Here is a 22,839-nt window from a genome sequence, read left to right as displayed (position 1 = left end):
CCGATTACTCGGAATTACTGGGCAAAAGTTATTATAACATAAATCTTAGATTTTTAAAACTAATAGTACCCATAAAGCTTAGCCAAAAATACAAAGACAAAAATTATACCGTCATATAAAAGATGAATTATATAGGATACTAAAAGATTTTTCCTTAAAATATAGGCAAGACTTAAAGCAAACCTTATGGAAGATATTACTATAAGACTTTGCTCTAAATTATAATTATAGGTCGGAAGATGCAAGGCTCCAAAAATTATCGAGCTTACCAGCCAGGCAATTATTAAAGCAACACCCTTATTTAAGCCCTTAAGCTTATGATAACAAAACAAAAATGGCACAACAAAAAGAATCTCTTCCGTAAAAAGTTGAATTATAACTATAAGGGCAAGAAGCTTTATTGTATCCTTTTCCAAGAGGTCGACAATAGGATTTTCTTCCATATTGGCTCCGTCTATAAAGCTTGAAGATAAAAAGGCGAAAGCATAAGTAAGTATTAAAACAAAAATTATTACCAGGATATCCCTTGCTTCTATTGACTTAATAAGGTATCTGTACCATCTCCTATTAAGGACAAAAAGAGAACCGAAGCTTGATCCTATAAAAATTGCAAAGGATAAAAATGGATTTATAAAGTTAAAACTGCTTACTAAAAATCCCCCGAAAAGAAGAATCATTGAAATAATCCATTTAGATCCTGGAAGATCTTCAAAGGGAAAGTCTGTATAGTCTTTATTATTTATAAGTTTTTCAGTCATAATATCACCTTTAAAATAACGGATACACTTATTATCCTTTAAGAAAATGTATCCGTCAAGTCGACAGCCTATAGTAGCCGTCCCATAGATTATTAAATTTTTTGTATTTCTTACTAACTTACCTTTCTTGAAGAAAGGATTTTTTTACAAATCAAGTAAGACACAAAAAGAGCCAATAGCCAAATACCGGCTGCAATTGCAAAAATTACAATTCCATCTAAATTTTTTATCGGCTCTATAATATATAAAAACTTATCTTTTAAAAAATAAGTAATTATACTTATAGCTGCAAAAAATCCAAATACAAAAACCAAAAAATATTTCACACCGAACTTAAAAAGTAAAGGTATAAATAAAAGATACATTGTAAATATTCCAAGCTGAGAAAGTCCTATAGCCAAAATATTCTCCATAAACTTATGTTTTTCAACTATAGAGTAACTGAAAATTTCCTGAAATATAAAATTTATTAAAAAGGTAAGCCCAAGACTTATTAAATAAAAACTTATCCCTAAAATAAATGCCAGGAGATATTTTGCCAATATTACGTACTTATCCCTTGCCGGCGTACCAAAAAGGTAGTTGGTACTTTTAGCCTCGCTATCGAAGTTAAAGGTGTTAATAAATGCAATATAGGAAATTATGCCTAGATAAGTAGATGCCGAAACACTTCCCTGGATATAAATAAGTATTAAATAAATCATAAGGAAAAGAGAAATACCTTTTTTCTCAAAAAACATCTTTTTTAAATTTACACAGTCCTTATAAATTAAAGCTTTAATCATAGGATCTTTCCTCCAATATTTTCACAGAACATCTTCTTAAAAATAAATAAGCAAAAATATTTAAAATAATCATAGCTATAGGCATAAGTATGCCAAAATTTTTAAGGATTTCAAAAAATTCAGCAGGCCCAATATTATTTTGTAGCTTAATAATAGCAGCAACTATAAGAAAGTCTATTGATATAGGTGCTATAGCTAATTTATTTTCATTGTATTTTAACATCATAGTAAAGTTAAAGAGACCCAGGATATTTAAAAAACAAGAAAGAGCTAGAACAAATGGCATAATTTTTAAATTTCCATAAGAGATAAAGGCAATAAGGCTTAAAATTACTATATCTATTAGGGAAAAAATTCCGATAATTTTAAATTTAGAGCCTACATAATCCTTAACCTCTAAGGGCAAAGCCTTCATATACTGAAGATATTTATTGCTTCCATCAATATAATAGCTGTTAGATGATATTATAGTCCCCAGATAGTTGATTATAACCACGGTAACAATAAAGGCAAAATTGTCAAAGTCTCCCCTGAAAGCTTTTATTAAAGGATACATAAACATTAAAACTATATTGAAAATTAAATTCTTCATAAGGGCTTTTATATTACATAAGTCCACTAGGTTAACCGCTTTCATAGATTCTCACCTTTAGAATAAAAAACCATAATATCATCTATGCCTATATTGTCTATAACTAGGTCTGGAAACTTAGATTTCAAAAGCTTTTTATCTTTTATCAAGGCCTCTAAATAATATTTTTCCTCTCTATACTTTAAAATGTATTCCTTAGGTACCTTAAGCAAATCATCCTTAGAACATTTTAATATCCCATAGCTTTCAAGAAGGTTGTATTTTTCCTCTGAGAGTATAAGGCTACCCTTGTCTATATAGGTAATATAGTCCGCAATTTTTTCCAAATCCTCTGTTATATGAGATGAAAGAAGAATACTGTGGTTTTCATCCTCCATAAACTCTAAAAAAATATCTAAAATGTCACTTCTCACTACAGGATCAAGTCCCCCTGTAGGCTCATCAAATATTAAAAGCTCCGGTTTTGAGGATAAGGCTATGGCAATTTTATATTCCATTTTCATACCTTTAGAAAATTTTTGATTTATTTTGTCATTAGGCAAATCAAACTTACTTGTTAAATATTTAAAATAGGCGCTGTCCCAATTACTATATATTTTTGAGAAAATTTTATCTGTTTCATTTAAATTTAAATAATTGCTTATAAAAACATCTTCTAAAAGAAACCCTATTCTGTCTTTTACCGAATCCTTTAAATCCTCTCCAAGTACTCTTATATCTCCTTTATAATTTATCATTCCTAATATGCATTTTATAATTGTAGTTTTTCCGGCACCGTTGGCACCTATAAGTCCTGTAACCGCACCTTTTGGTACAGTAAAGGAAATGTCTTTTAAGGCGAAATCTCCATAGGACTTGGATAAATTTTTAATTTCAATAGCTTCCATTTCTACCTCCACAAAGTCTCAAGTATTTCTATAAGTTCATCTAAGTCAATGCCGCCTCCCTCTGCTACAACAATGGCATCACTTAAAAGCTCCTCAATTTTAGACAGGCTTTTCTCCTTTATTAAATCGGAGTTTAAGCTTTTTACAAAAGAACCCTTACCGGGTACGGTGTATATAAACCCCTCAGTTTCCAGGTCATTATAGGCGCGCTTTGTGGTAATAACCGAAACCTTGAGATCCTTGGCCAGGGACCTCATTCCCGGAAGAAGTTTATTTTCTGCAAGTTCTCCTGAAATTATCATGTTTTTAAGCTGATTTTTTATTTGTTCATAAATGGGAACTTCACTTGTGTTGGATATAATTATATTCATTTAATCACCTTAGTGTATATGATGTATATGTACAGTATATGCTCCCTCTTATTTTTTGTCAATAAAAACTATAAATTTTATTTAAAAAGCTTTTCTATTTAAAATAGTCTATAGTCTCCAGCTGATAAATGTTGTAGAATCATGACAGGAGGTTGCTATGTTTTTTGTAATGGGAATAAATCAAAAAGAAGAAGAACTTAATTACAGCCCCGGTTTATCTATTCATGACTGCGGTAAATATGCAAGAGTAAAGATAAGTGTAACCTATAGCTATATGTCTCTGTTTTTTATACCTGTTTTTAAATTTAATAAAAGATACTTTGCAAGTTATACTTGTTGCAACAAGGTTTATGAAATAAGCAAGGACTTAGGAAGAGAAATAGAGAGGGGTTTTAATCCGGAAATTACGGATAAAGACTATATTGGAGAATATAGCACAGGTATTTTCACCTGCCCCAACTGTGGCAGTGAAGTTTACCAGGGCTTTGAATTTTGTCCGAAGTGTGGAAATAAATTATAAAAATCAAATTATTAGAGCAATATTTTACATTAGTGGTATAATATTTAAAATATATTATTTTACTTAAAGCTTATATAATTAAATATAAGTATGTATTATTTGTGTGGGGGAGAAAAATGACTAATATCAAAAAAATCAAAAAGATACTGGTAGCAAATCGTGGCGAGATTGCGATTCGTATTTTTAGAGCATGTAGAGAATTAGGCATAAGAAGTGTTGCAATATATTCAGCGGAAGACTCTCTGGCTATGTTTAGGACAAAGGCGGACGAGTCTTATTTAATAGGCAAGGGGAAAACCCCTCTTGATGCTTATCTTGATATGGATGAAATTATTGCCTTGGCCCTTAGCAAACAGGTTGATGCAATTCATCCCGGTTACGGATTTTTAGCGGAAAATTCTGAATTTGCAAGAAAGTGTGAAGAGGCGGGCTTAATTTTTATAGGACCTCAGGCTGATGTTATGGCAAAACTTGGCGATAAAATCGAATCAAAAATCGTTGCTCACGATGCTGGAGTAAAAACAATACCTGGAATTGATAAGCCTATAAGATCAGACAAGCAGGCTCTTGAATTTGCTGAAAAAGCAGGATATCCTATTATGCTAAAGGCTGCAGCAGGCGGCGGCGGAAGAGGAATGAGAATAGTAAGAAATGAAAATGAACTTCTGGAAAAATTTCATTCAGCTAAAAATGAAGCTGCCAAGGCCTTCGGCAATGACGCTATATTTGTAGAAAAATACTTAGAAAGTCCTAAGCATATTGAGGTACAAATTTTAGGAGATGCCTACGGAAATGTAGTCCACCTTTATGAAAGGGACTGCTCCATTCAAAGAAGACACCAAAAAGTTATAGAATTTACTCCGGCCTTTTCAGTAGATCCTAAGGTTGTAGATGAAATTTTAAAAGACGCATTAAAAATTGCCAGGTCCTTAAAGTACAAGTCCGCCGGCACAGTTGAGTTTCTTGTGGATAAACATGGCAACCACTACTTTATAGAAGTAAATGCCAGAATCCAGGTTGAACATACAGTTACTGAAATGGTAACGGGAATTGACCTTATTCAATCAATGATAAGGGTGGCTGAAGGATATAGGCTTGACAGTGATGAAATAGGAATTAAATCTCAAGAATCAATACAACTTTCAGGTTATGCTATCCAATGTCGTGTAACTACTGAGGATCCTTTAAACAACTTTGCTCCTGACACAGGAAGAATTACAAAATATCAATCAAGCTCAGGCTTTGGAGTAAGACTTGACGGAGGAAATGCCTTTGCTGGCTCTATTATTACTCCCTATTATGATTCACTTTTAGTAAAGGTTATAGCCTACGGCAGAACTTGGAAAGATACTATAAGTAAGGCTCTAAGAGCTGTAAGGGAAATAAAGGTTTCAGGAGTAAAAACCAATACAGGCTTTATCCTTAATGTATTAAACTCAAAAGAATTCAGATTAGGAGAATGTGATACAGGATTTTTGGAAGCCCATCCGGAGCTTTTTGAAATAGTTACAAAGCCCGATGCCGAGCTTAGACTTATGAACTATATTGGAGAAATAGTAGTAAACGGTCCCAATAAAAAGGACAGAATTTATGATGTTCCGGTAATTCCCCAGGTAAATGAAAAGAACCTAGAGGGCTTTAAGGGAACTAAACAGCTTTTTGATGAAATGGGTGCTGACAAATTCTCTAAATGGATTCTTGATCAAAAGAGAATTTTAATCACAGATACTACCATGAGAGATGCTCACCAATCCCTTATGGCAACAAGAGTCAGAACTACAGATATGTTAAAAATCGCAGAGGCTACCAACAACAACATGAAGGAGCTTTTTTCAAGTGAAATGTGGGGTGGAGCTACCTTTGATGTGGCTTACAGATTTTTACACGAGGACCCTTGGGAAAGATTAAGACTCCTTAGAGAAAAAATGCCTAATATTTTAACTCAAATGCTTCTTAGAGGCAATAACACAGTAGGATACACAAATTATCCGGACAATGTAGTTAAAAGATTTATTAAACACTCAGCAGAAGAAGGCGTAGATGTCTTTAGGGTATTCGACTCTCTTAACTGGCTGGAAAATATGAGACTGTCCATTGACGAAGTCTTAAATAACGGTAAAATTGCAGAAGGCACCATTTGTTATACAGGAGATATTTTAAACGAAAATAGAGATAAGTATAACTTAAAATACTATGTTGACCTTGCAAAAGAGATAGAAAAAACAGGCTGCCATATTCTTGCTATAAAAGATATGTCAGGTCTTTTAAAACCCTATGCTGCAAGGAAACTCATTAAGGCTCTTAAAAATGAAATTTCTATCCCTATACACCTTCACACTCACGACACTACAGGAAACGGCGTAGCATCAGTTTTAATGGCTGCAGAAGCAGGCGTTGATATAGTGGATGTGGCAATTAACGCCATGAGCGGACTTACATCACAACCGGCCCTTAATTCAGTTGTTGCGGCTTTACAAAATACCGACAGAGATACAGGTATGGACCTTGATAAAATCGAGGATATTAATAAGTATTGGAATACAGTAAGACCTGTTTATTCAGATTTTGAATCAGACTTAAAATCAGGTACTACTGAAATATACAAATACGAAATCCCGGGAGGCCAGTATTCAAACTTTAAACCACAAGTTGAAAGCTTTGGCTTAGGATATAAATTTAAAAAAGTTCTTGAAATGTATAAGGGCGTAAACGATATGGTTGGAGATATAGTAAAGGTTACACCTTCATCAAAGATGGTCGGTGACTTCGCCATATTTATGGTTCAAAATAACCTTACTCCTGAAAATATTCTTGAAGAGGGTAAAAATCTCGACTATCCCGATTCAGTAAAAAGTTATTTTAGAGGTATGATGGGTCAACCTCTTGGCGGATTCCCCAAGGAACTTCAAAAAATAGTTCTTAAAAATGAAAAACCCATTACAGTTCGTGCAGGACTTTTACTGGAAGATGAAGACTTTGAAAAAGATAAAAAATATCTTGATGATAAATACCATATAGATGCAAAAGAAGATGACCTTTTAGGCTATGCTCTTTATCCCAAAGTCTTTGAAGACTATTTGAAGTTTAGAAAAGAAAACGGAGACCTTTGGAGAATGCCATCAAGTGTATTTTTCCATGGACTTATGGAAAATGAATCCATAGTAATTCCTATAGACGAGGGTAAAAATTTAATTGTTTCCCTAATTGAAATAGGTAAAATCGACGATGAAGGATTTAGAAATGTTACCTTTGAAATAAACGGCAACAGAAGAATTGTAAAAATAGAAGATAAATCCTCAAGTAATAAAAACGTAAATAAGATTCAAGTAAGATTTGCAGACCCTAATGAGCCGGGAGAAATAGGTTCATCTATTCCGGGAAAAATTGTAAGTATTAATGTTAAAGAGGGTTCAGAGGTTAAAGCGGGGGATACTCTTATGGTAATAGAAGCCATGAAAATGGAAACAAATATAATTACCAATGCAGACGGAAAAATCGCTCAAGTACTTGTCAATGTAAATGACATGGTGGAAAGCGGTCAACTCGTAGCAACTCTTGAACAATAAAGTATATAAAAAACCTCGGCAGCCTTAAAGCTAACCGAGGTTTTCTTATGCCTTTATTTAAATTTATTTTACTATTAATAAGTTTCCTTAAATAATTCAAAGTGTTCTCTACCATGAGCACAAGCAGGACATATTTCAGGTGCTTCTTTACCTTCATGTATATAACCGCAGTTGTTACATTTCCAAAGAACAACTTCGTCCTTCTTCCAAACCTTTCCTTCTTCAATGTTTTTAGCAAGCTTTAAATATCTTTTTTCGTGAGCTTCTTCAACTTCAGCTACTTCATGGAATACCTTAGCTATTTCTTCAAAGCCTTCTTCTCTTGCTACCTTTTCAAATTCAGGATACATTGATGAATGTTCTTCATTTTCACCTGCAGCTGCAGCTTTAAGATTTGAAAGTGTATCACCTAGATGTACAGGAAAACCTGCAGTTATTTCTATTGCTTCTCCGTCAAGGTCCTTGTTTAAAAACTTGAAAAATCTCTTTGCGTGAGCAACTTCGTTTCTTGAAGTTTCTTCAAATATTTTTGAAATTTGGATATACTTATCTTTTTTTGCTTGGTTTGCATAGTAAGTATATCTTGTTGCTGCTTGACATTCTCCGGCAAAAGACTTCATAAGGTTTTCAGCTGTCTTTGTTCCTTTTAATTCTTTCATTAGTACTTCTCCTTTCAGGCAAATATTCCCAATACCTAATGGGCATATTAGCCTTCATTAAATTTAAATTGCGTCTATCTATAATAGTAACACTATTATAAAAATTTATCCATGCTTGAGTTATTAATTCTTCGCTACTATCATAATCTATATTTATATTATCAATTTCAAAAATTCTATACTCACCTTTATAATAAATTACACACTTTTTTCTTCCCTCGTCATAAATTATAAATTTTTCATTAACAAGCCTATCAATAAAATGTGGAAGTAAAATTTCTATAAGATCATTTTCAGGTCTTATTTTAGCAAATAAAAATCCATTTTTTAATTTAGAAAACCTTAAAAGACCCTTGTAACTATGATTTTCAGACCTGATATTTTTAACCATAGATCTAAAATCAACTGCATTTTTTTCTGAACTTAAAAGATAGGTCAAACCGAATTTAAAGGTATTTTTTACAACTCTCGCTGCAACTGTTTCCTTGTCCTCTTCCTTGGATAAAAATGATAATTTCAAGTCCCTATAGAAGGTATTAGACAATTTTTGTGAAATTGCTTCGGCAACTCTTTTTGCCTTTTCCTCGTCAGTTGCTATAAATATAGAATCTTTAAAAAAATTTAACTGATCCCTCTGCCTTGCAATAGATGCCTTTTCTATATAGGGATAAGAATCAAATATTGCCGTTAAAAACCCTTCAAAGCTGCCATCATATATATAATTCATCTCTGCCACCTAAAAAATCCATTTGAACAAATCCGTTATTGTCCTTTAAATGAAATTTCAATCCTTCCTTGGAACTGAAGTTTATTCCCCTATAAACGCCTCCAACAGTTATAAAATTTGCTGCTCTTTTTGTCGAAATTTTTAATAGTCTAAGATCATCGTAGGACAAGGCTGCAAATTTTCTTGAATTAATAATTCTTTTAGCATAGGTTCTACCAAAGCCGGGTACCTTTAAAAGTTCTTCATAGGTTGCTCTGTTTATTTCTATGGGAAATCTTTCTATATGCTCTATAGCCCAGTTGATTTTAGGATCCAGCTTCAAATCAAAATAAGGATTTGACAGGTCCAGTAGGTCGTTTGAATGAAATCCGTAAAACCTCATTAGAAAGTCCGCCTGATAAATCCTATGTTCCCTAAGTAAGGGAGGTGTTTTTATTTTAGCTGTTAAAGTAGAAGTGCTTACAGGTATAAAGGCTGAATAATAAACTCTCTTCATTTTAAAAGCATTGTATAATTTCTCCGCCCTGTCTATTATAGTAAGATCACTTTCATCTGCAGCCCCTACTATCATTTGAGTTGTCTGTCCGGCTCTTACAAACTTAGGAGCGTTTTTATACTTCCTTCTGTCGCTAATATTTTTTTCCGATTCCTCTGATATATATTTCATGGGACTTAAGATTTTATTATAGGACTTGTCCGGTGCAAGTAAAGCCAAGGATCTACTTGTAGGAAGCTCTATATTAATACTCATTCTGTCCACTAAATTTCCCAATTCCTTTATAAGTTCCTCGGAGCATCCCGGTATGGACTTCATATGTATATAGCCGTTGAAATTTTCCTTAAATCTTAAAATCTTCGCTACCTCTATAAGCCTTTCCATAGTGTAATCAGGAGACCTTATAACTCCACTGGATAAAAAAAGACCTTCTATGTAATTTCTCTTGTAAAAATTTATTGTAAGGTAGGCTACCTCCTCAGGACTGAACTCGGCTCTTTTTTGTAAATTTTCCCTTCTGTTTATGCAATAATCGCAGTTATATATGCACTTATTTGTAAAGAGAATCTTTAAAAGAGATATACACCTTCCATCTTCACTCCAGGAATGACAAATTCCGGCAGGGTCGGCACTTCCCAAGCCTCCCTTGTTTTTTCTTGAAGAATTGCTGGAAGAACATGACACATCATACTTTGCCGCATCTGTTAGTATTTGAAGCTTCTCTATTATATCCATACTATCACCGACTTAAGTATAACAACAAACATACGTTTTGTAAACATATGTTTGCCTGTGTGCTAAACTTTTCCTCAAAATTTTTGACCTTTAGGGCAAAGAAAAAGTGAGATTAAATCTCACAAATAATAAATTTTATAAAGTTATAATTTTCATCAATCCATATCCTTAAAATTTTTATTATTAGCCTTTTATAAAATTCATTACCGGTATAAACCATCCTTCCGGAATAAATTTATAAAGAATAAGACAAACTATAAACAAAAACAAGGCACTTACAAGGTCTATTACAGTATGCTGCTTTGTAGTAAGTGTAGAAACTACAACTAAAAAAGCTATTATACCAAAAGTAAGGCTAAGAGCAAGGGACATATTAGGACATGTAAGGGTAATAAATATTATTAAAAAGCAGGAAGAGCAGTGTAAACTCGGTGCACAGTTTAACCCTTTGTAGCTTGCCTTATAAATTAGCTTCATAGATTTTCCCCAAAGGCTATTAGGAGGCACAGGTCTTGTAAACGTAGTAGGATATACTAAATAACACAGCACACTTAAAATAATCTCAACTACCATAATTACCATATACTTCTCATAAAGAAGAGGGCTTGAATAATAAAGAGCTATAGGATAGACAGCTATTAGCGGAAACCATAGTGAATAAATTATAGCTGTTGCCGGGATAAATGGAATATACCTATCAATTGGTCTTTCTACATTATGAGGATTATGCTGAAATTTTTCACAGCCGAAATATAAAACAACTTGAAAAGTTAAAAGTATTATTTGAATAATTGCAAGTCTTTTAAACATAAATTAACCTATACAGAACAATGACTTTTCACTGTCTCCTATTAAAAGTTTTCTATTAGCATTTATAAAAATCCTTAAAAATTTTTCAGTCTTCATAATCTGCAGACACTCCAATACCAAAGGCCCCCGGTCCTGTATGTATGCCTATACTTATAGGTAGAGGGTCATAATAAACCTCAACCTCAGGAAATTCTTCTCTGGCTATTTTAAGCCAATCTTTTTCTTGATCTTTAGAAATTCCAAATCCTACAACACCAATATTAAGTGACTTTAGACCATCCCTATTAAATCTTTTTTCTATATCCGTTTTAATTGCATCTATCATTTTTATTTGAGTGCGATAAATACTTCCTCTAACCTTCCTAAAAGAATCTATTTTCTTTCCTTGAATTGTAAGAAGCGGTCTAATATTAAGTACACTGGCAACCTTAGCTGCCGACGATGTGATCCTTCCCCCTCTTTCAAGAAAGTCCAGATCACTTACTGTAAGATATATTGAAGAATTACAGGCATCTTTTTCCAGGTATGAAGCTATTTCTTTTCCTCTTATTTTTTTCTTCGCCATCTTCAGTGCTTTTATAACAGAAGCTTTTTGAGTGACAGATATTCTGTGATTATCAACAACATGGACTCTGCCGTCATAATCATTTGCAATAATAGCTGCTGAATTACAGGATCCGCTTAAACTGCTTGACATGGGAATATATACAATCTCCTCAAATCCTTCTTTAAAAATAAATTCCAGCTTGTCAATTAACTGACCCATGGAAGGTTGAGAGGTTGTAACTTTTCTTCCTTCTTCCAATATTTTGCAAATTTTAAAATCTGTAAGATCAGCATCCTGATAGTAGCTGACACCATCAATAAAAATAGGCATATTGAGGACGTAGGCACCCAGTTCTTTCCCTTGATCCTCATTGATTCCACTATTTGTATCTGTTAATATTGCAACCTTCATTCTCTCATCCTTTCAGTTATTTATTTATGTCTAGACTTTTATTATACAGATAATTAGACTTTATTTCATTGATATATAAATTTATTAATCCTAAAAACCCTTTTCCTATAGGTTCTAAAAATTTTATATTTTATCTTCCTTATTTAAAAAATATGCCACGCCAAAGGCGGATATGGATACTACTATTTTTATTAAGGTTAAAATAGCAAATTTCCATGATAAAGGATTTAAAATTACATCCCCCAATAGTGTATTTGTTATAACTCCTATAGAAGATCCTATAAGAGATGAGGTTATATATATGTAATATGGAGTTTTACAGGCTCCAAAATAAAAGCTTATAATGTCGCAAGGGAACCAACCTATGATTCTAACAATAAAGCTTGCAAAAAACTCATTTTTCTTTTGAATTTTTATAATTTTCTCTATTTTAGGGTATTTACTTTTAATATACTCAATTCCTTCACCGCCTGACCATAGTCCCAAAAAATATGGAATACTAAGGGTAACTGCAAGACCTAAATAACTGGCAAAAACAGCTGTTAAGGGAGGAAACAGCATACCACTTGCAAGGTATAGGGAAGGTAAAGGAATTATAATAGATAAGCTTTTAACTGCAAACAGCAAAAGAAGAAGCAAAACAGAAGCAATTGGCTTTCCTGAAACACTTTCGGTAAGGTTTTTAATGGTTATGTTTCCCTCTAAGACAACAAAAATTACCACTAGAATCATGGTAAAAGATATAAGGGCGACTGTTTGCATTTTTTTGAATTTTTTTGACATATCTTTTGCTCCTATTATTAAGGATTTTCTTCTATAAGTTCAGTTGCAATATTATGAAGTCTTTCCATTCTGGCATCCATGGCAGAACCCATTTCCGCACACTCTATAAGCTCTTTTTCTATAAAATCGGAATTAGGTAGTCCCTTTTTATATCTGATTTTATGCTCCAAGCTTGCCCACCAGTCCATTGATATGGTCCTAAGCTGAACCTCCACCTTCATAAGTTTTTTATGATCATGTAAAAAAATAGGTATTTCAATTATAAGATGCAGACTTCTGTATCCGTTAGCCTTTGGATTTTTAATATAATCTTTTTTTTCAATTAGCTTAATATCATCCTGGTCTAAAATAGAGTCTGCTAAAGCATATATATCTGAAGGGAAGGAACATATTACCCTAACTCCTGCTATATCATGTAGGTTTTTTTCAATGCTGTCTACTGTTAAAGGATATCCTTTTCGAACCATCTTTTCTCTTATGCTCTCAGGAGACTTTAAGCGGGTCCTTATAGATTCAATAGGATTACGGTCATACTGCATTGACAGTTCTTCGCTTAGAACAGTAAATTTAGTTTCAACCTCCATCATAGCGCACTTATAGTAGCTCATAAGCTCCTTGTAGGGTTGAATGGATTTTTTAACTATTGCGGAAATTTTCTGATTCTTAAGTTGTTCAAGAAAATTTGCAGTTAATTTACTATATATATCTTCAATTTCCATTTTAATCCCTCTCTTATATATATTTTCCTTTAACAGCAAAGAAGCAATAAGGTTTTTTTACAACTTCCTTATTGCTTTTTCACTAATAGGGAATTTTTTAAAATCTATTGTATTTAGTTCTCATACCAAATTTTATCGGCGTAAGGTTTCCAATTTTGTGCATATTTCTCACATTTTCCACATAAGTGTTCAGCACTTTCGGGAGACTGAAGATCTGTTGATTTTACACCTGTCTCTTTTACTAATCTTTGCAAAATTTCCGGGTTTTCCAACATAGGACAAGGTCTTAAATGATTTTCGTTAAAGGGTTGATTGTTATGGTATGCCATAAACAAAGGGCTCTTTAAAATCTCAAGTAAAGTGTGAGTGCGGATATTTGCATCTGAGTAGTGGATAAATACACAAGGTTCAGCATCTCCGTTAGCATTGATATGAAAATAATTTCTACCTCCGGCAATGCAACCACCCATATATTCTCCGTCATTTTGAAAGTCCATTGTAAATAAACCCTCTCCACTTCTAAGATTTCTAATTTTTCTTATTCTATTTTTAGTTGCTACTCTTTGTTCAGGTGTTGGTAAAAGCTCTACAGAAGCGTCATTACCAACAGGCATATAGTGGAAATACAAAGCATAACGGCATCCCTTGTCCACCATAAGATCTATAAATTCCTTTTCTGTTACAGACTCGCAATTTTTAGAAGTATAACAAATTGAAGTTCCGAATATAAGCCCATTTTCTTTTAAAAGATCCATAGCCTTCATAACTTTACCATATACACCATCGCCACGACGAAGGTCATTTACTTCAGGAGATCCTTCAAGGCTTATGGCAAGCATCATATTGCCTACTCTTTTCATCTCCTTACAGAAGGCTTCATCCACAAGAGTTCCATTTGTAAATGCTAAAAATTGGCAGTCCCTATGCTCTTCACAAAGTTTAATAAGGTCATCTTTTCTAACTAAAGGTTCTCCTCCTGTAAACATGTAGAAAAAGACTCCCAATTCCTTACCTTGCTTTACAACATTGGACATTTCTTCATAACTAAGATTTAATTTGTTTCCATATTCAGCAGCCCAGCACCCTGTACAATGGAGATTGCAGGCGCTTGTAGGATCCATTAAAATCAACCAAGGTATATTACACTGGTGAATTTCTCTCATTTTATGCATTATTTTAGTACCTGTAAGCATTGCTTCAAAGCCTAAATTTAATACAGTTGTTTTAATTACATTAGGATCCAATTCATTAATGGCGCGGTTAAGATACTTGTTTAAGGCTCCGTCCTTGTCGCGGACCATACTTCTAACATCATCATAGTCGATTCCCAAATCATCATCTTCCATATACTTTTGCATTAAATCGACAAGTTTTGCCATTTCCTCTTCACGATTTTCTTTGTTTACCTTTTTTAAAATAATATCAATGCCAAGACTTGCTGCAGTTCTTGCTGAAAAGTGATTTAAATTTCCCATTCTTTCTTCCTCCTAATCGTAGTTACAGTACTTTGTACAACAAATAGATTCAATATTCCGTCAATTATTAAATTTAATCCTATGAGCATAACAATAGCGGTGCTTCCTCTATATGGTCTTAGAAATAGCATTGTTCCTATAACCGCATTTATTAATGATATTACTAAAATGACCCACCACCTATCTACTCCGATTTTTCTTGCATCTAGAGCAGTTTGTATTCTTAAAAGTGCGTCACAAAGCATAAAAACTCCTATTCCTATAACCAAAACCTCTATAAATTTGGTTGTCCAGAAAAACATAACAAATCCAATTAAACTTGAAATGACTCCCATGGCAAAATCAAATTGAAAGGCGAGTTGCAATATATCTCTTGAGAAATATCCCAATAACTTTACTATTCCAAAAAGAAGTAACAGTATCCCGCATATTCTGCAAAATACCTCTGCCGCCATATCCGGTTTTATAAAAATGGCTGCACCTAAAACAATAAGGCTCATTGAAAAAACACTGTATATTTCCTTTACTTTCTTTAATCTCTCCATTGCTTCACCTCATATCCATAAGTATTTCCCTTAACTTTTATTACAAGCATAGCCCTTCTGCTTTCCTTTTATTTTCTATAATTTTTACACCTCTAATAAGAAGTTAAGCTTTCATATGTTTTCATGGTTTATACTGACAGTTCTTTATTAATTCCAAATTTAAATAGGTTTTTAAGCTTTATTATAAATTTTAATCTGTTCGGCCTATTTAATTTTTAAATATTTACTTTTTGTATTCATGTGAAATTTCAATGGCATAGAACTATAAGCTATAAATCTCTTACTTAAAAAATTTCTAGAAAGACCCTCAGACTAAAATAAATGAAGAGAAAATATAAATTTTCTTAATATGAGCCTTATTATTTCATCATTTTACTTGCCTGAAGATCTTATCTATATTTAGTTTATAAGCAATTCTTATACTTTACTACAGACAAAAGAGCTAAAATGTCGGAAATTCCAACACTTTAGCTCTTTTGTCTGTATTTTATTTAAATTTCTCTTAATTCTTCAGGGTGTCCATTTATATAAGTCTTAATCATTTCATTGACAGTAGCATTAAATGAATCAGAAACAGTTTTCATAAGGACCTTTTTAGATTCCTTCATCCTTCCCTCAATCCAACGCAAGGTAACGCCTATAATCGCATCTGTATAGAAGTAGACAATGTAATCCTTGCCCTTTTGAGAAATTCCGCTACCTTCTGCAGACTCATTAACAAACCTCCCTATAAAATATCCGGCGGCAGATTCAAGATAGGTTTTAATTACATCCCTACTCCTAGAATTATAAATATGAATAATGGCATCATTATGATCCAATAAAAAATTTACTGTGCGTAGGTATTCTTGATAAAAATCATTATTAAGATCGGTTTCCTTTCTGAATTTTACAGACTCTTCCTTAAAAGCACTGTCAAGTAAATCGTATATATCTTGAAAATAATAATAAAAAGTATTCCTATTTATTTCAGCTAACTCTATAATCTCTTTTACAGTAATTTTATCTAAAGATTTCTTTTTCAAAAGCTCCATAAAAGATTCAATAATAGCTTTTTGAGTATACTTTGCCATTTTCATCACCTCTCAGAAAACAGTATTATTAAATTTTAAAAACTATAAGAGCTATACAAAGCTCTTTAATTATTAAAATAATATTTAAATTTAAAATAAAAAGGTTATGAGCCTATTTAGTCATAACCTCCCCTCAGTCTTTTAAAGGTCGCTTAAATTAAGTCCTTAGACTCTTTTAAAGGAACTGAAAACCTGTCAATATAAAGAAACAAATTTTGGACAGTATTAAGCTTAAATTCTTTTCATAACAATTACCTTATTTTTATTAAAAACCAAGGTATCTGTTAAGGCTTTTACGAGAATAAGTCCTCTACCACCTGAAGATCTTTTTTTATAGTCATAGCTGTTGAAGTCAAAATCGACTCCCTCCCCCTCATCTTCAACCTTTATGGTTATAGAACTCTGTCTTAAATAAATAGTTAGCTTTATTTGTTTATGAATATCTCTTAAATTTCCATGAATAAGGCCATTAACCATAAGTTCTTGAAGTATAAGCTTAAGGTCAAAAATCGTTTCTTCATTGTATATGTATTTTTTTAAATTTATCATTGCACTGTCAAGAAATGGTCTTAATTCTCCCAAGTCACCGCGGACAGTCCCCTTGTATTTATATATAGTATCCATAAAGCCACTCTCCATTAAACTTTTACCCTAGGGAAATAAATTAAAACTTTTTTGTAACTTTTTGTAATTATTTTGTAAGTCTATTCCTTAATCTAAGCTCTATTTTACTAATATTATTTCATTCAAAAATAAATTGTTTAAATTTTAATTCAAGGGTATCTATGTTTTAGAAAGTTTATATGAAAGGAGAATATGACAATGGAAAAATATGAATGTACAGTATGTGGTTATATTTACGATCCTGAAGTTGGAGATGAAGATACCGGTATAGCTCCCGGAACATCTTTTAATGATCTTCCCGACGATTGGGAATGCCCTCTTTGCGGATCCCCTAAGGAAGACTTTGAACCTGTAGAAGAATAGTTTTAATCTTATAAAAAAACGCTACCTGTTGGTAGCATTTTTTTATTCATCTATTCTTTCTATATTAGCTCCAAGACCTCTGAACTTTTCTTCAATATCTTCATATCCCCTATCTATGTGATAGATGTCCGATATAGTTGTTTTGCCTTCAGCTACAAGGCCTGCAAGTATAAGTGCAGCTCCAGCTCTTAAATCTGTGGCTATAACCTCTTCACCCCTAAGGGGTCTGCCTCCTGTAACTAAAGCTTTTCTATCGTTTACCTCTATATCTGCTCCCATTTTAGTAAGCTGAGCAACATGCATAAACCTATTTTCAAAGACAGTTTCAATTACAGTGCTTTTTCCCTTTAAGCTTGTCATAAGGGCCAAAAACTGTGCTTGCATATCTGTAGGAAATCCCGGATAGGGTAAGGTCTTTATATTTATGGGAATCCCTTCAGGATTTCCTATAACTCTTATTTTATCGTCACTTTCTATTACTTTATTTCCTGCTTCTATGAGCTTTGCTGTAATAGGCTTCATGTGTGAAGGAATTATATTTTCAACACTTACATCTCCACCGCTTATAGCAGCTGAAACCATGAAGGTTCCCGCTTCAATTCTGTCAGGTATAATTTGGTGAGTGCATCCCTTAAGCTCCTTAACTCCCTTTATTACTATAGTTGATGTTCCCGCTCCCGTTACAATTGCTCCCATTTTTCTTAAAAAATTCGCAAGGTCGACTATTTCAGGTTCTTTTGCGGCATTTTCTATTACAGTTTCACCCTTTGCAAGAGTCGCTGCCATAATTATATTTTCAGTTGCTCCTACTGATGGAAAATCAAGATAAACTACATTTCCAACAAGCTCATTACAGCTTGCACTTACTCCATCATCATAACATACAACCTTTGCTCCAAGAGCTTCAAATCCCTTTAAATGAAGGTCTATAGGTCTTGAGCCTATATTGCAGCCTCCCGGCAAGGAGTTGACGGTCTTACCCATTCTTGCTAAAAGGGGACCCATTACTAAAAATGATGCTCGCATTTTATTCATAAGCTCATAGTTTGTCTCATAGGAAGTCAGATTTTTAGAGTTGACTAAAACCTTATTCTTTTCAAGTTTTTCTACTTTAGAGCCTAGACTTTCAAGAACTTCTATCATTATTTCAATATCTTTAAGATCAGGTACATCTTCTAATATTATGTCCTCTGTTCCGAGGATAGATGCGGCAAGAATAGGAAGTGCGGCATTTTTTGAACCGCTAATTCTAACAGAGCCTCTAAGAGCAGGGCTTTTTTTTACGATTATCTTTTCCAAAACATTCCTCCGTACTTTTTAATATGACTATTATATCATATATTAAAGTCTGTAAAAAAGTAAACTTATTCATTGGACTTTAAGGATTCTATCATGTCTATATTTTTAAGCTTAATATGGAAAATCAACATTACGATTATACTTAATATAAAGGTTATAAATCCTGCAATTAAATAGCTTGATATTTTAAGAGTCGGGTTAAACATCATTGATATAGGCTCTACAATTTTTATTACACTGTAATGGAGAATTTTTCCTACAAAGACTCCTATTATTATTCCTAAAAGGGTCAGTATGAAACTTTCTCTATAAACATACTTGGTAGTTTCTTTGGAATAAAAGCCCAAAACCTTTATAGTTGAAATTTCTCTTATTCTTTCTTCTATGTTTATATTAGTCAAATTGTAAAGAACCACCATGGCAAGAATACTTGATGCAACTATTATTATAAATTCAACCTTGGATATGGAGTACATGAATTTATCCATAATGCTTTCAAGGGAGCTTACATCTACTGCAGAAAGCACCGCCTTATAGCCGGTGAATTTTGATGAAAGTCTTTCTCTCTCTTGTGGATTCATATCCTTTATTTTCATAAAATCAGTGTTTGCCTTAAATTCTCTACCAAAAAGCTTGGTATAATAATCTCTATCCATAAACATATAGTGGCCGCTGTACATTTCAGCAATGCCTGCTATTTCTATTTTATAAATTTGATTTTCTATATCCCTTACCTCAAGACTATCTCCTTTTTTCAATCCTTTTATCTTGGCGATTTTTTCAGAAATTATAGCTCCTCTTTCAGGAAGGTCAAGATCTTTTTTGCTTCTTCTATCCCTCAGTCTAAAGTATTCATCAGAATCTTGTTTATCTGCCGGGACTATAAGTCCTATATCCTGGTCTAATTCCTTATAGTCGACTTTAAAGTTTTCCTGATAATACTCTTTGTAATCTATAGATAAGTCTTTTAATTTCTCCTTGTAAGCCTTATAGGAATCCTCATCAATTTCTCTGTCATAGGATACAGCTAAATCATATTTTTGAATGTCTTTAAATTGAATAAGCTCTATACCGTTTACTGAATTTTTTATTCCAAAGCCCAGAACTAAAAGAGCCATACAGCCCATTACTCCTATAATGGTCATAATCATTCTGCCCTTGTATCTAAAAAGATTCCTTGCTGTAACCTTATGAAGAAAAGTCATTTTATTCCATAGAGGACTTATCCTTTCAAGAAAAATTCTGTTTCCTGACTTAGGAGGTTTAACTCTTAAAAGATTTGCAGTATTTTCTTTTAAAAGTTTATTAACTGAAAGCCAAGCTGCAACTGCCGTAAAGATTAAACCTGTAATTATAGCAAGTATCATCCTTAATGGAAAGAATCTAAAAGCAAGGTTGGACTCAAATACAGATCCTATAAAGTAAGCATTTCCTATTATTTTAGGCAATACATAGGAACCAGCAAAGGCTCCCAAAATTCCCCCTACTATAGAAGCAAGGGCTCCATAGATAAAAAACTTACCTGCTATTTCCTTATTGCCATATCCTAAAGCCTTATAGGTTCCTATTAGTATTCTTTGCTCATCAACCATTCTGGTCATAGTTGTAAAGCTTACTAAAAGTGCTATCATAAAGAAAAACAATGGGAAAATAAAGGATAACATATCCATTCTTCCTGCAAAATCAAAGTAATTATTTATACCGAAATTCAAGTGCCTTGGAGTTATAGAATAAACAGGTTGCTTTAAGATTCTCATAATTCTTCTGCCATCTGAAAGCTTTTCTTCAGCATCTTTTATTTTTTCTTCTGCTTCCTTACTTTTATCAGCATACTCAACTTCGGCATCTGCAAGCTCTTTCTCGCCCTTGTAAAGATCTTTTTTTGCATCTGCGAGCTTTTTTTCTCCCTTTTCTATTTCTTCATTAAAGGTTTTTTCAGATTCTTCAAGGGTTTCCTTGCCCATGGTGTACTTTGCCTTGCCTGTATCTAGTTTACTTCTTCCTTCAAGATATTCCTTGTAGGATTCTTGATACTTTTTTTCTCCTTCTTCATAGTCCTCTTTGCCTTTTGCAAGTTTTGAATCGGCATCTGCAAGTTGTTTTTTTGTATCTTCAAGCTTTATCTTTCCATCTTCATATTCCTGCCTACCTTCAAGGAGTTTTTTCTCATTTTCTCTGTACTTTTCTTCCCCCTCTTGGGCTTTCTTTATGCCTTCTTCCAGCTGCTTTTCTCCCTCAGACATTTGTTCTTTAGCTGAATCAAGTTTAGCCTTACCTACTTCTAATTCACTTGAAGATTTTTTTATTTCCTTTATCCCTGCCTGTGCTTCTTCAAGCTTTGCCTTATAGCCTTTAATTGTAGATGGATCTTTCATTTCATCCGGTAAATTTGAAAGTATAAGATCCATACTTTGCTTTTGACTTTGAGCCTCTTTTAAACCTGCCTGTGCTTCTTCAAGCTTTGCCTCAAGACCTGTAAGCTGTGACTTATATGCTTCTATTTCAGCTTCTATTGCCGCTTTTTCTTCAGGGCTTAAGTTGGGATTTGAGAGCTCAGCTTGCTTTAAGGCTATTGCTCCTTCAAGTTGTGCCTTCGCCCCCTCAATTTCGCTTATTCCACTTTCAAGTTTTGTTATTGTATCTTCAAGAAGTTTGTATTTGGATAGAAGCTCTTCAGCCTGATTAACTTGGCCTAAAAGCTCATAAACCTTTGCCTCTAAGTCATCTATAGATGAGCCGGGCATTCCAAGTCCTGATGCAATTTTTTCTGTGGCGGATTTTATTTCCTCCTGTCCTTTTTCAAGCTTCCTTTCATTTTCAGCAATTTCAGCTTTCCCATCTTCTATTTTCTTCTTTGATTCTTCCAGAGTCTTGTATCCTTTATCCAGTTCTTCCCTGCCTTGGGCAAGCTGCTTTTCTCCTTCTTCAAGTTGCGTTTTGCTGGCATCAAGCTTGGCCTTACCCTTGTCGTATTCTGACTTGCCCTGATCGTATTCAGCTTGGCCTGTTTCAAGCTTTGCCTTTGACTTATCAAGCTCATCTCTGCCGTCTTTTAACTTGTCATAGCCTTCTGAGAGCTCCTTTTGTGCATCATCAATATCTTTTTCCGATTTATACAGCTTGTCTTTGGCTTCGTCAAGCTTTGACCTGCTCTTTGCTTTTTCACTGTTAAAATCTGAAAGGCCCTTATTATAATCTTTTTTTCCCTTAGCAAGTTCATCTCTTGCATCAGAAAGTTTTTCTTCTCCTTCACTAAGTTCATCCTTTGCGTCGGATATTTTGTCTTCTCCTGATTTTATTTCGTCTTCAATTTCACTTTTAAGACTTATAAATCTTCTTTCTGGTCTGTGTTTAAAATCAAGGTCCAAAGACTTCCTATGCTCTTCTATAAGATCTTTGTACTCATCGGTATAAGTCCTTAATCCTTGAGTATCCTTATATATAATCCTTGCAATTGTGGGGTCCATATTAAAGTTTGATTCATCTATATAGGCTCTGCCCTTAATCTCTCCAAGTCCTCTTAAAGACTGTCCTCTTAAATCCCTCATAGGGTCTTGAACAGACTTGAAAAATCCTACAACCTTGTACCTATAATTTGTGAGTTTATCCTCTTCTTCTTCGTCTAATGTGGAAAATTTATTAACTTCCTTATTAAATTCAACAGTATCCCCAAGCTTATAGCCTCTGTCCTTTAAAACCCAGTCAAGAATTATTTCTCCTCTTTCCGGCTCCCTACCCTCTATAATTGTAGGTTTGCTGATTTTATAGGGCATATTCATAACATTTAAAAGAAGAATGGAATCCTTAACTGACAGGTCCATATCGTAACCATATTCCAACTCTTTAATATTTTTTTGAGACTCTATAATAAAAATATCTTCTCCCTCAAAACCTGCCGTTGCGGAAACTGATATATCCTCATAGTTTTGTGAAATTATATTTTTTTCTACAGTATCTCTCATTATAGTTCCTGTAGAAATAAGTCCTGTAAAGATAAAAACTCCCAGCCCAACTATAACAAGTATAGAAATAAATCTGGAAATACTTCTTTTTATCTCCCTTAGAGTATCTTTATTTAATAAACTCAATACTCC

General features: G+C 33.4%; 21 protein-coding genes. 3 read left to right on the top strand and 18 right to left on the bottom strand.

Translation table 11 applies throughout. The annotated features are described in order from the left end of the window. Positions 1–59 precede the first annotated feature (59 nt). The 5 genes from PEPCATONIAE_RS02860 to PEPCATONIAE_RS02840 form a co-directional block, all read right to left on the bottom strand. The gene (locus PEPCATONIAE_RS02860) at positions 60–758 is read right to left on the bottom strand and encodes a CPBP family intramembrane glutamic endopeptidase (RefSeq protein ID WP_138159475.1); all 699 of its coding nucleotides are present in this window, start codon (positions 756–758) and stop codon (positions 60–62) included. Between the two features lie 113 nt (positions 759–871). Next, positions 872–1,543 (bottom strand): ABC-2 transporter permease, encoded by a 672-nt coding sequence (locus tag PEPCATONIAE_RS02855; RefSeq protein WP_138159474.1) that lies wholly within the window; start codon positions 1,541–1,543, stop codon positions 872–874. After that, complete coding sequence (locus PEPCATONIAE_RS02850; protein ID WP_138159473.1) at positions 1,536–2,180, bottom strand: ABC-2 transporter permease; 645 nt, start codon at positions 2,178–2,180, stop codon at positions 1,536–1,538. Before PEPCATONIAE_RS02850 ends, PEPCATONIAE_RS02855 begins: the two co-directional genes overlap by 8 nt. Next, positions 2,177–3,022 (bottom strand): ABC transporter ATP-binding protein, encoded by an 846-nt coding sequence (locus PEPCATONIAE_RS02845; RefSeq protein WP_138159472.1) that lies wholly within the window; start codon positions 3,020–3,022, stop codon positions 2,177–2,179. Before PEPCATONIAE_RS02845 ends, PEPCATONIAE_RS02850 begins: the two co-directional genes overlap by 4 nt. Before the next feature lie 2 nt (positions 3,023–3,024). Further along, entirely contained in the window at positions 3,025–3,393 is a 369-nt protein-coding gene (locus tag PEPCATONIAE_RS02840) for a GntR family transcriptional regulator (RefSeq protein WP_138159471.1), read from the bottom strand. A 157-nt stretch (positions 3,394–3,550) separates the two neighbouring features. Between PEPCATONIAE_RS02840 and PEPCATONIAE_RS02835 the strand changes: the two genes are divergently transcribed. Beyond that, positions 3,551–3,913 carry a zinc ribbon domain-containing protein gene (locus PEPCATONIAE_RS02835; protein WP_138159470.1) on the top strand — a complete coding sequence of 121 codons (363 nt, stop codon included), beginning with the start codon at positions 3,551–3,553 and terminating at the stop codon, positions 3,911–3,913. Positions 3,914–4,038: 125 nt separating this feature from the next. After that, complete coding sequence (locus tag PEPCATONIAE_RS02830) at positions 4,039–7,479, top strand: pyruvate carboxylase (protein ID WP_138159706.1); 3,441 nt, start codon at positions 4,039–4,041, stop codon at positions 7,477–7,479. A gap of 74 nt (positions 7,480–7,553) precedes the next feature. Here PEPCATONIAE_RS02830 and rbr read toward each other — a convergent pair whose 3' ends face one another. The 11 genes from rbr to PEPCATONIAE_RS02775 form a co-directional block, all read right to left on the bottom strand. Further along, the gene (gene rbr / locus PEPCATONIAE_RS02825; protein WP_138159469.1) at positions 7,554–8,138 is read right to left on the bottom strand and encodes a rubrerythrin; all 585 of its coding nucleotides are present in this window, start codon (positions 8,136–8,138) and stop codon (positions 7,554–7,556) included. Further along, positions 8,107–8,865 carry a TIGR03915 family putative DNA repair protein gene (locus PEPCATONIAE_RS02820; RefSeq protein ID WP_138159468.1) on the bottom strand — a complete coding sequence of 253 codons (759 nt, stop codon included), beginning with the start codon at positions 8,863–8,865 and terminating at the stop codon, positions 8,107–8,109. The genes rbr and PEPCATONIAE_RS02820 overlap by 32 nt, the downstream gene beginning before the upstream one ends. Continuing rightward, positions 8,849–10,096 (bottom strand): putative DNA modification/repair radical SAM protein, encoded by a 1,248-nt coding sequence (locus PEPCATONIAE_RS02815; RefSeq protein ID WP_138159467.1) that lies wholly within the window; start codon positions 10,094–10,096, stop codon positions 8,849–8,851. The genes PEPCATONIAE_RS02820 and PEPCATONIAE_RS02815 overlap by 17 nt, the downstream gene beginning before the upstream one ends. A gap of 183 nt (positions 10,097–10,279) precedes the next feature. Continuing rightward, the gene (locus PEPCATONIAE_RS02810) at positions 10,280–10,906 is read right to left on the bottom strand and encodes a phosphatase PAP2 family protein (RefSeq protein ID WP_138159466.1); all 627 of its coding nucleotides are present in this window, start codon (positions 10,904–10,906) and stop codon (positions 10,280–10,282) included. Positions 10,907–10,991: 85 nt separating this feature from the next. Further along, positions 10,992–11,864 (bottom strand): DegV family protein, encoded by an 873-nt coding sequence (locus PEPCATONIAE_RS02805; protein WP_138159465.1) that lies wholly within the window; start codon positions 11,862–11,864, stop codon positions 10,992–10,994. A gap of 123 nt (positions 11,865–11,987) precedes the next feature. After that, positions 11,988–12,647, bottom strand: coding sequence for a VTT domain-containing protein (locus PEPCATONIAE_RS02800; RefSeq protein ID WP_138159464.1), 660 nt, complete (start codon positions 12,645–12,647; stop codon positions 11,988–11,990). 17 nt (positions 12,648–12,664) lie between these two features. Further along, positions 12,665–13,366 carry a GTP pyrophosphokinase gene (locus tag PEPCATONIAE_RS02795; RefSeq protein ID WP_138159463.1) on the bottom strand — a complete coding sequence of 234 codons (702 nt, stop codon included), beginning with the start codon at positions 13,364–13,366 and terminating at the stop codon, positions 12,665–12,667. 113 nt (positions 13,367–13,479) lie between these two features. Continuing rightward, positions 13,480–14,841, bottom strand: a complete 1,362-nt coding sequence (locus PEPCATONIAE_RS02790; RefSeq protein ID WP_138159462.1) for a radical SAM/SPASM domain-containing protein — start codon at positions 14,839–14,841, stop codon at positions 13,480–13,482. Then, on the bottom strand, positions 14,829–15,386 hold the full coding sequence (locus tag PEPCATONIAE_RS02785; RefSeq protein ID WP_138159461.1) for an HdeD family acid-resistance protein: 558 nt from the start codon (positions 15,384–15,386) through the stop codon (positions 14,829–14,831). Before PEPCATONIAE_RS02785 ends, PEPCATONIAE_RS02790 begins: the two co-directional genes overlap by 13 nt. Positions 15,387–15,877: 491 nt before the next feature. Then, positions 15,878–16,459, bottom strand: a complete 582-nt coding sequence (locus tag PEPCATONIAE_RS02780; protein WP_180339343.1) for a TetR/AcrR family transcriptional regulator — start codon at positions 16,457–16,459, stop codon at positions 15,878–15,880. A 231-nt stretch (positions 16,460–16,690) separates the two neighbouring features. Continuing rightward, on the bottom strand, positions 16,691–17,083 hold the full coding sequence (locus tag PEPCATONIAE_RS02775; protein WP_138159459.1) for an ATP-binding protein: 393 nt from the start codon (positions 17,081–17,083) through the stop codon (positions 16,691–16,693). A 198-nt stretch (positions 17,084–17,281) separates the two neighbouring features. Between PEPCATONIAE_RS02775 and rd the strand changes: the two genes are divergently transcribed. Next, positions 17,282–17,446, top strand: a complete 165-nt coding sequence (rd, locus tag PEPCATONIAE_RS02770) for a rubredoxin (protein WP_138159458.1) — start codon at positions 17,282–17,284, stop codon at positions 17,444–17,446. A 42-nt stretch (positions 17,447–17,488) separates the two neighbouring features. On the opposite strand, the gene murA is transcribed toward rd, so the two are convergent. Then, a complete protein-coding gene (gene murA, locus PEPCATONIAE_RS02765) occupies positions 17,489–18,745 on the bottom strand; it encodes a UDP-N-acetylglucosamine 1-carboxyvinyltransferase (RefSeq protein WP_138159457.1) in 1,257 nt (418 codons plus the stop codon). 65 nt (positions 18,746–18,810) lie between these two features. Further along, the gene (locus PEPCATONIAE_RS02760; protein ID WP_138159456.1) at positions 18,811–22,833 is read right to left on the bottom strand and encodes an FtsX-like permease family protein; all 4,023 of its coding nucleotides are present in this window, start codon (positions 22,831–22,833) and stop codon (positions 18,811–18,813) included. Positions 22,834–22,839: the final 6 nt, after the last annotated feature.

Source organism: Peptoniphilus catoniae (assembly GCF_901447155.2).
In the GTDB taxonomy this organism is placed as follows: Bacteria; Bacillota; Clostridia; order Tissierellales; family Peptoniphilaceae; genus Peptoniphilus_E; species Peptoniphilus_E catoniae.
This window is presented reverse-complemented; position numbering and strand designations above follow the sequence as displayed.

Excerpts from the sequence above, each read along its gene's own strand:
- PEPCATONIAE_RS02845 (WP_138159472.1), bottom strand. The coding sequence starts at position 3,022 with ATGGAAGCTATTGAAATTAAAAATTTATCCAAGTCCTATGGAGATTTC.
- PEPCATONIAE_RS02805 (WP_138159465.1), bottom strand. The coding sequence starts at position 11,864 with ATGAAGGTTGCAATATTAACAGATACAAATAGTGGAATCAATGAGGAT.
- PEPCATONIAE_RS02790 (WP_138159462.1), bottom strand. The coding sequence starts at position 14,841 with ATGGGAAATTTAAATCACTTTTCAGCAAGAACTGCAGCAAGTCTTGGC.
- PEPCATONIAE_RS02780 (WP_180339343.1), bottom strand. The coding sequence starts at position 16,459 with ATGGCAAAGTATACTCAAAAAGCTATTATTGAATCTTTTATGGAGCTT.
- PEPCATONIAE_RS02820 (WP_138159468.1), bottom strand. The coding sequence starts at position 8,865 with ATGAATTATATATATGATGGCAGCTTTGAAGGGTTTTTAACGGCAATA.
- PEPCATONIAE_RS02810 (WP_138159466.1), bottom strand. The coding sequence starts at position 10,906 with ATGTTTAAAAGACTTGCAATTATTCAAATAATACTTTTAACTTTTCAA.
- rd (WP_138159458.1), top strand. The coding sequence starts at position 17,282 with ATGGAAAAATATGAATGTACAGTATGTGGTTATATTTACGATCCTGAA.
- PEPCATONIAE_RS02775 (WP_138159459.1), bottom strand. The coding sequence starts at position 17,083 with ATGGATACTATATATAAATACAAGGGGACTGTCCGCGGTGACTTGGGA.
- PEPCATONIAE_RS02850 (WP_138159473.1), bottom strand. The coding sequence starts at position 2,180 with ATGAAAGCGGTTAACCTAGTGGACTTATGTAATATAAAAGCCCTTATG.
- PEPCATONIAE_RS02860 (WP_138159475.1), bottom strand. The coding sequence starts at position 758 with ATGACTGAAAAACTTATAAATAATAAAGACTATACAGACTTTCCCTTT.
- PEPCATONIAE_RS02795 (WP_138159463.1), bottom strand. The coding sequence starts at position 13,366 with ATGGAAATTGAAGATATATATAGTAAATTAACTGCAAATTTTCTTGAA.
- rbr (WP_138159469.1), bottom strand. The coding sequence starts at position 8,138 with ATGAAAGAATTAAAAGGAACAAAGACAGCTGAAAACCTTATGAAGTCT.
- PEPCATONIAE_RS02840 (WP_138159471.1), bottom strand. The coding sequence starts at position 3,393 with ATGAATATAATTATATCCAACACAAGTGAAGTTCCCATTTATGAACAA.
- PEPCATONIAE_RS02815 (WP_138159467.1), bottom strand. The coding sequence starts at position 10,096 with ATGGATATAATAGAGAAGCTTCAAATACTAACAGATGCGGCAAAGTAT.
- PEPCATONIAE_RS02785 (WP_138159461.1), bottom strand. The coding sequence starts at position 15,386 with ATGGAGAGATTAAAGAAAGTAAAGGAAATATACAGTGTTTTTTCAATG.
- PEPCATONIAE_RS02800 (WP_138159464.1), bottom strand. The coding sequence starts at position 12,647 with ATGTCAAAAAAATTCAAAAAAATGCAAACAGTCGCCCTTATATCTTTT.
- PEPCATONIAE_RS02855 (WP_138159474.1), bottom strand. The coding sequence starts at position 1,543 with ATGATTAAAGCTTTAATTTATAAGGACTGTGTAAATTTAAAAAAGATG.
- PEPCATONIAE_RS02835 (WP_138159470.1), top strand. The coding sequence starts at position 3,551 with ATGTTTTTTGTAATGGGAATAAATCAAAAAGAAGAAGAACTTAATTAC.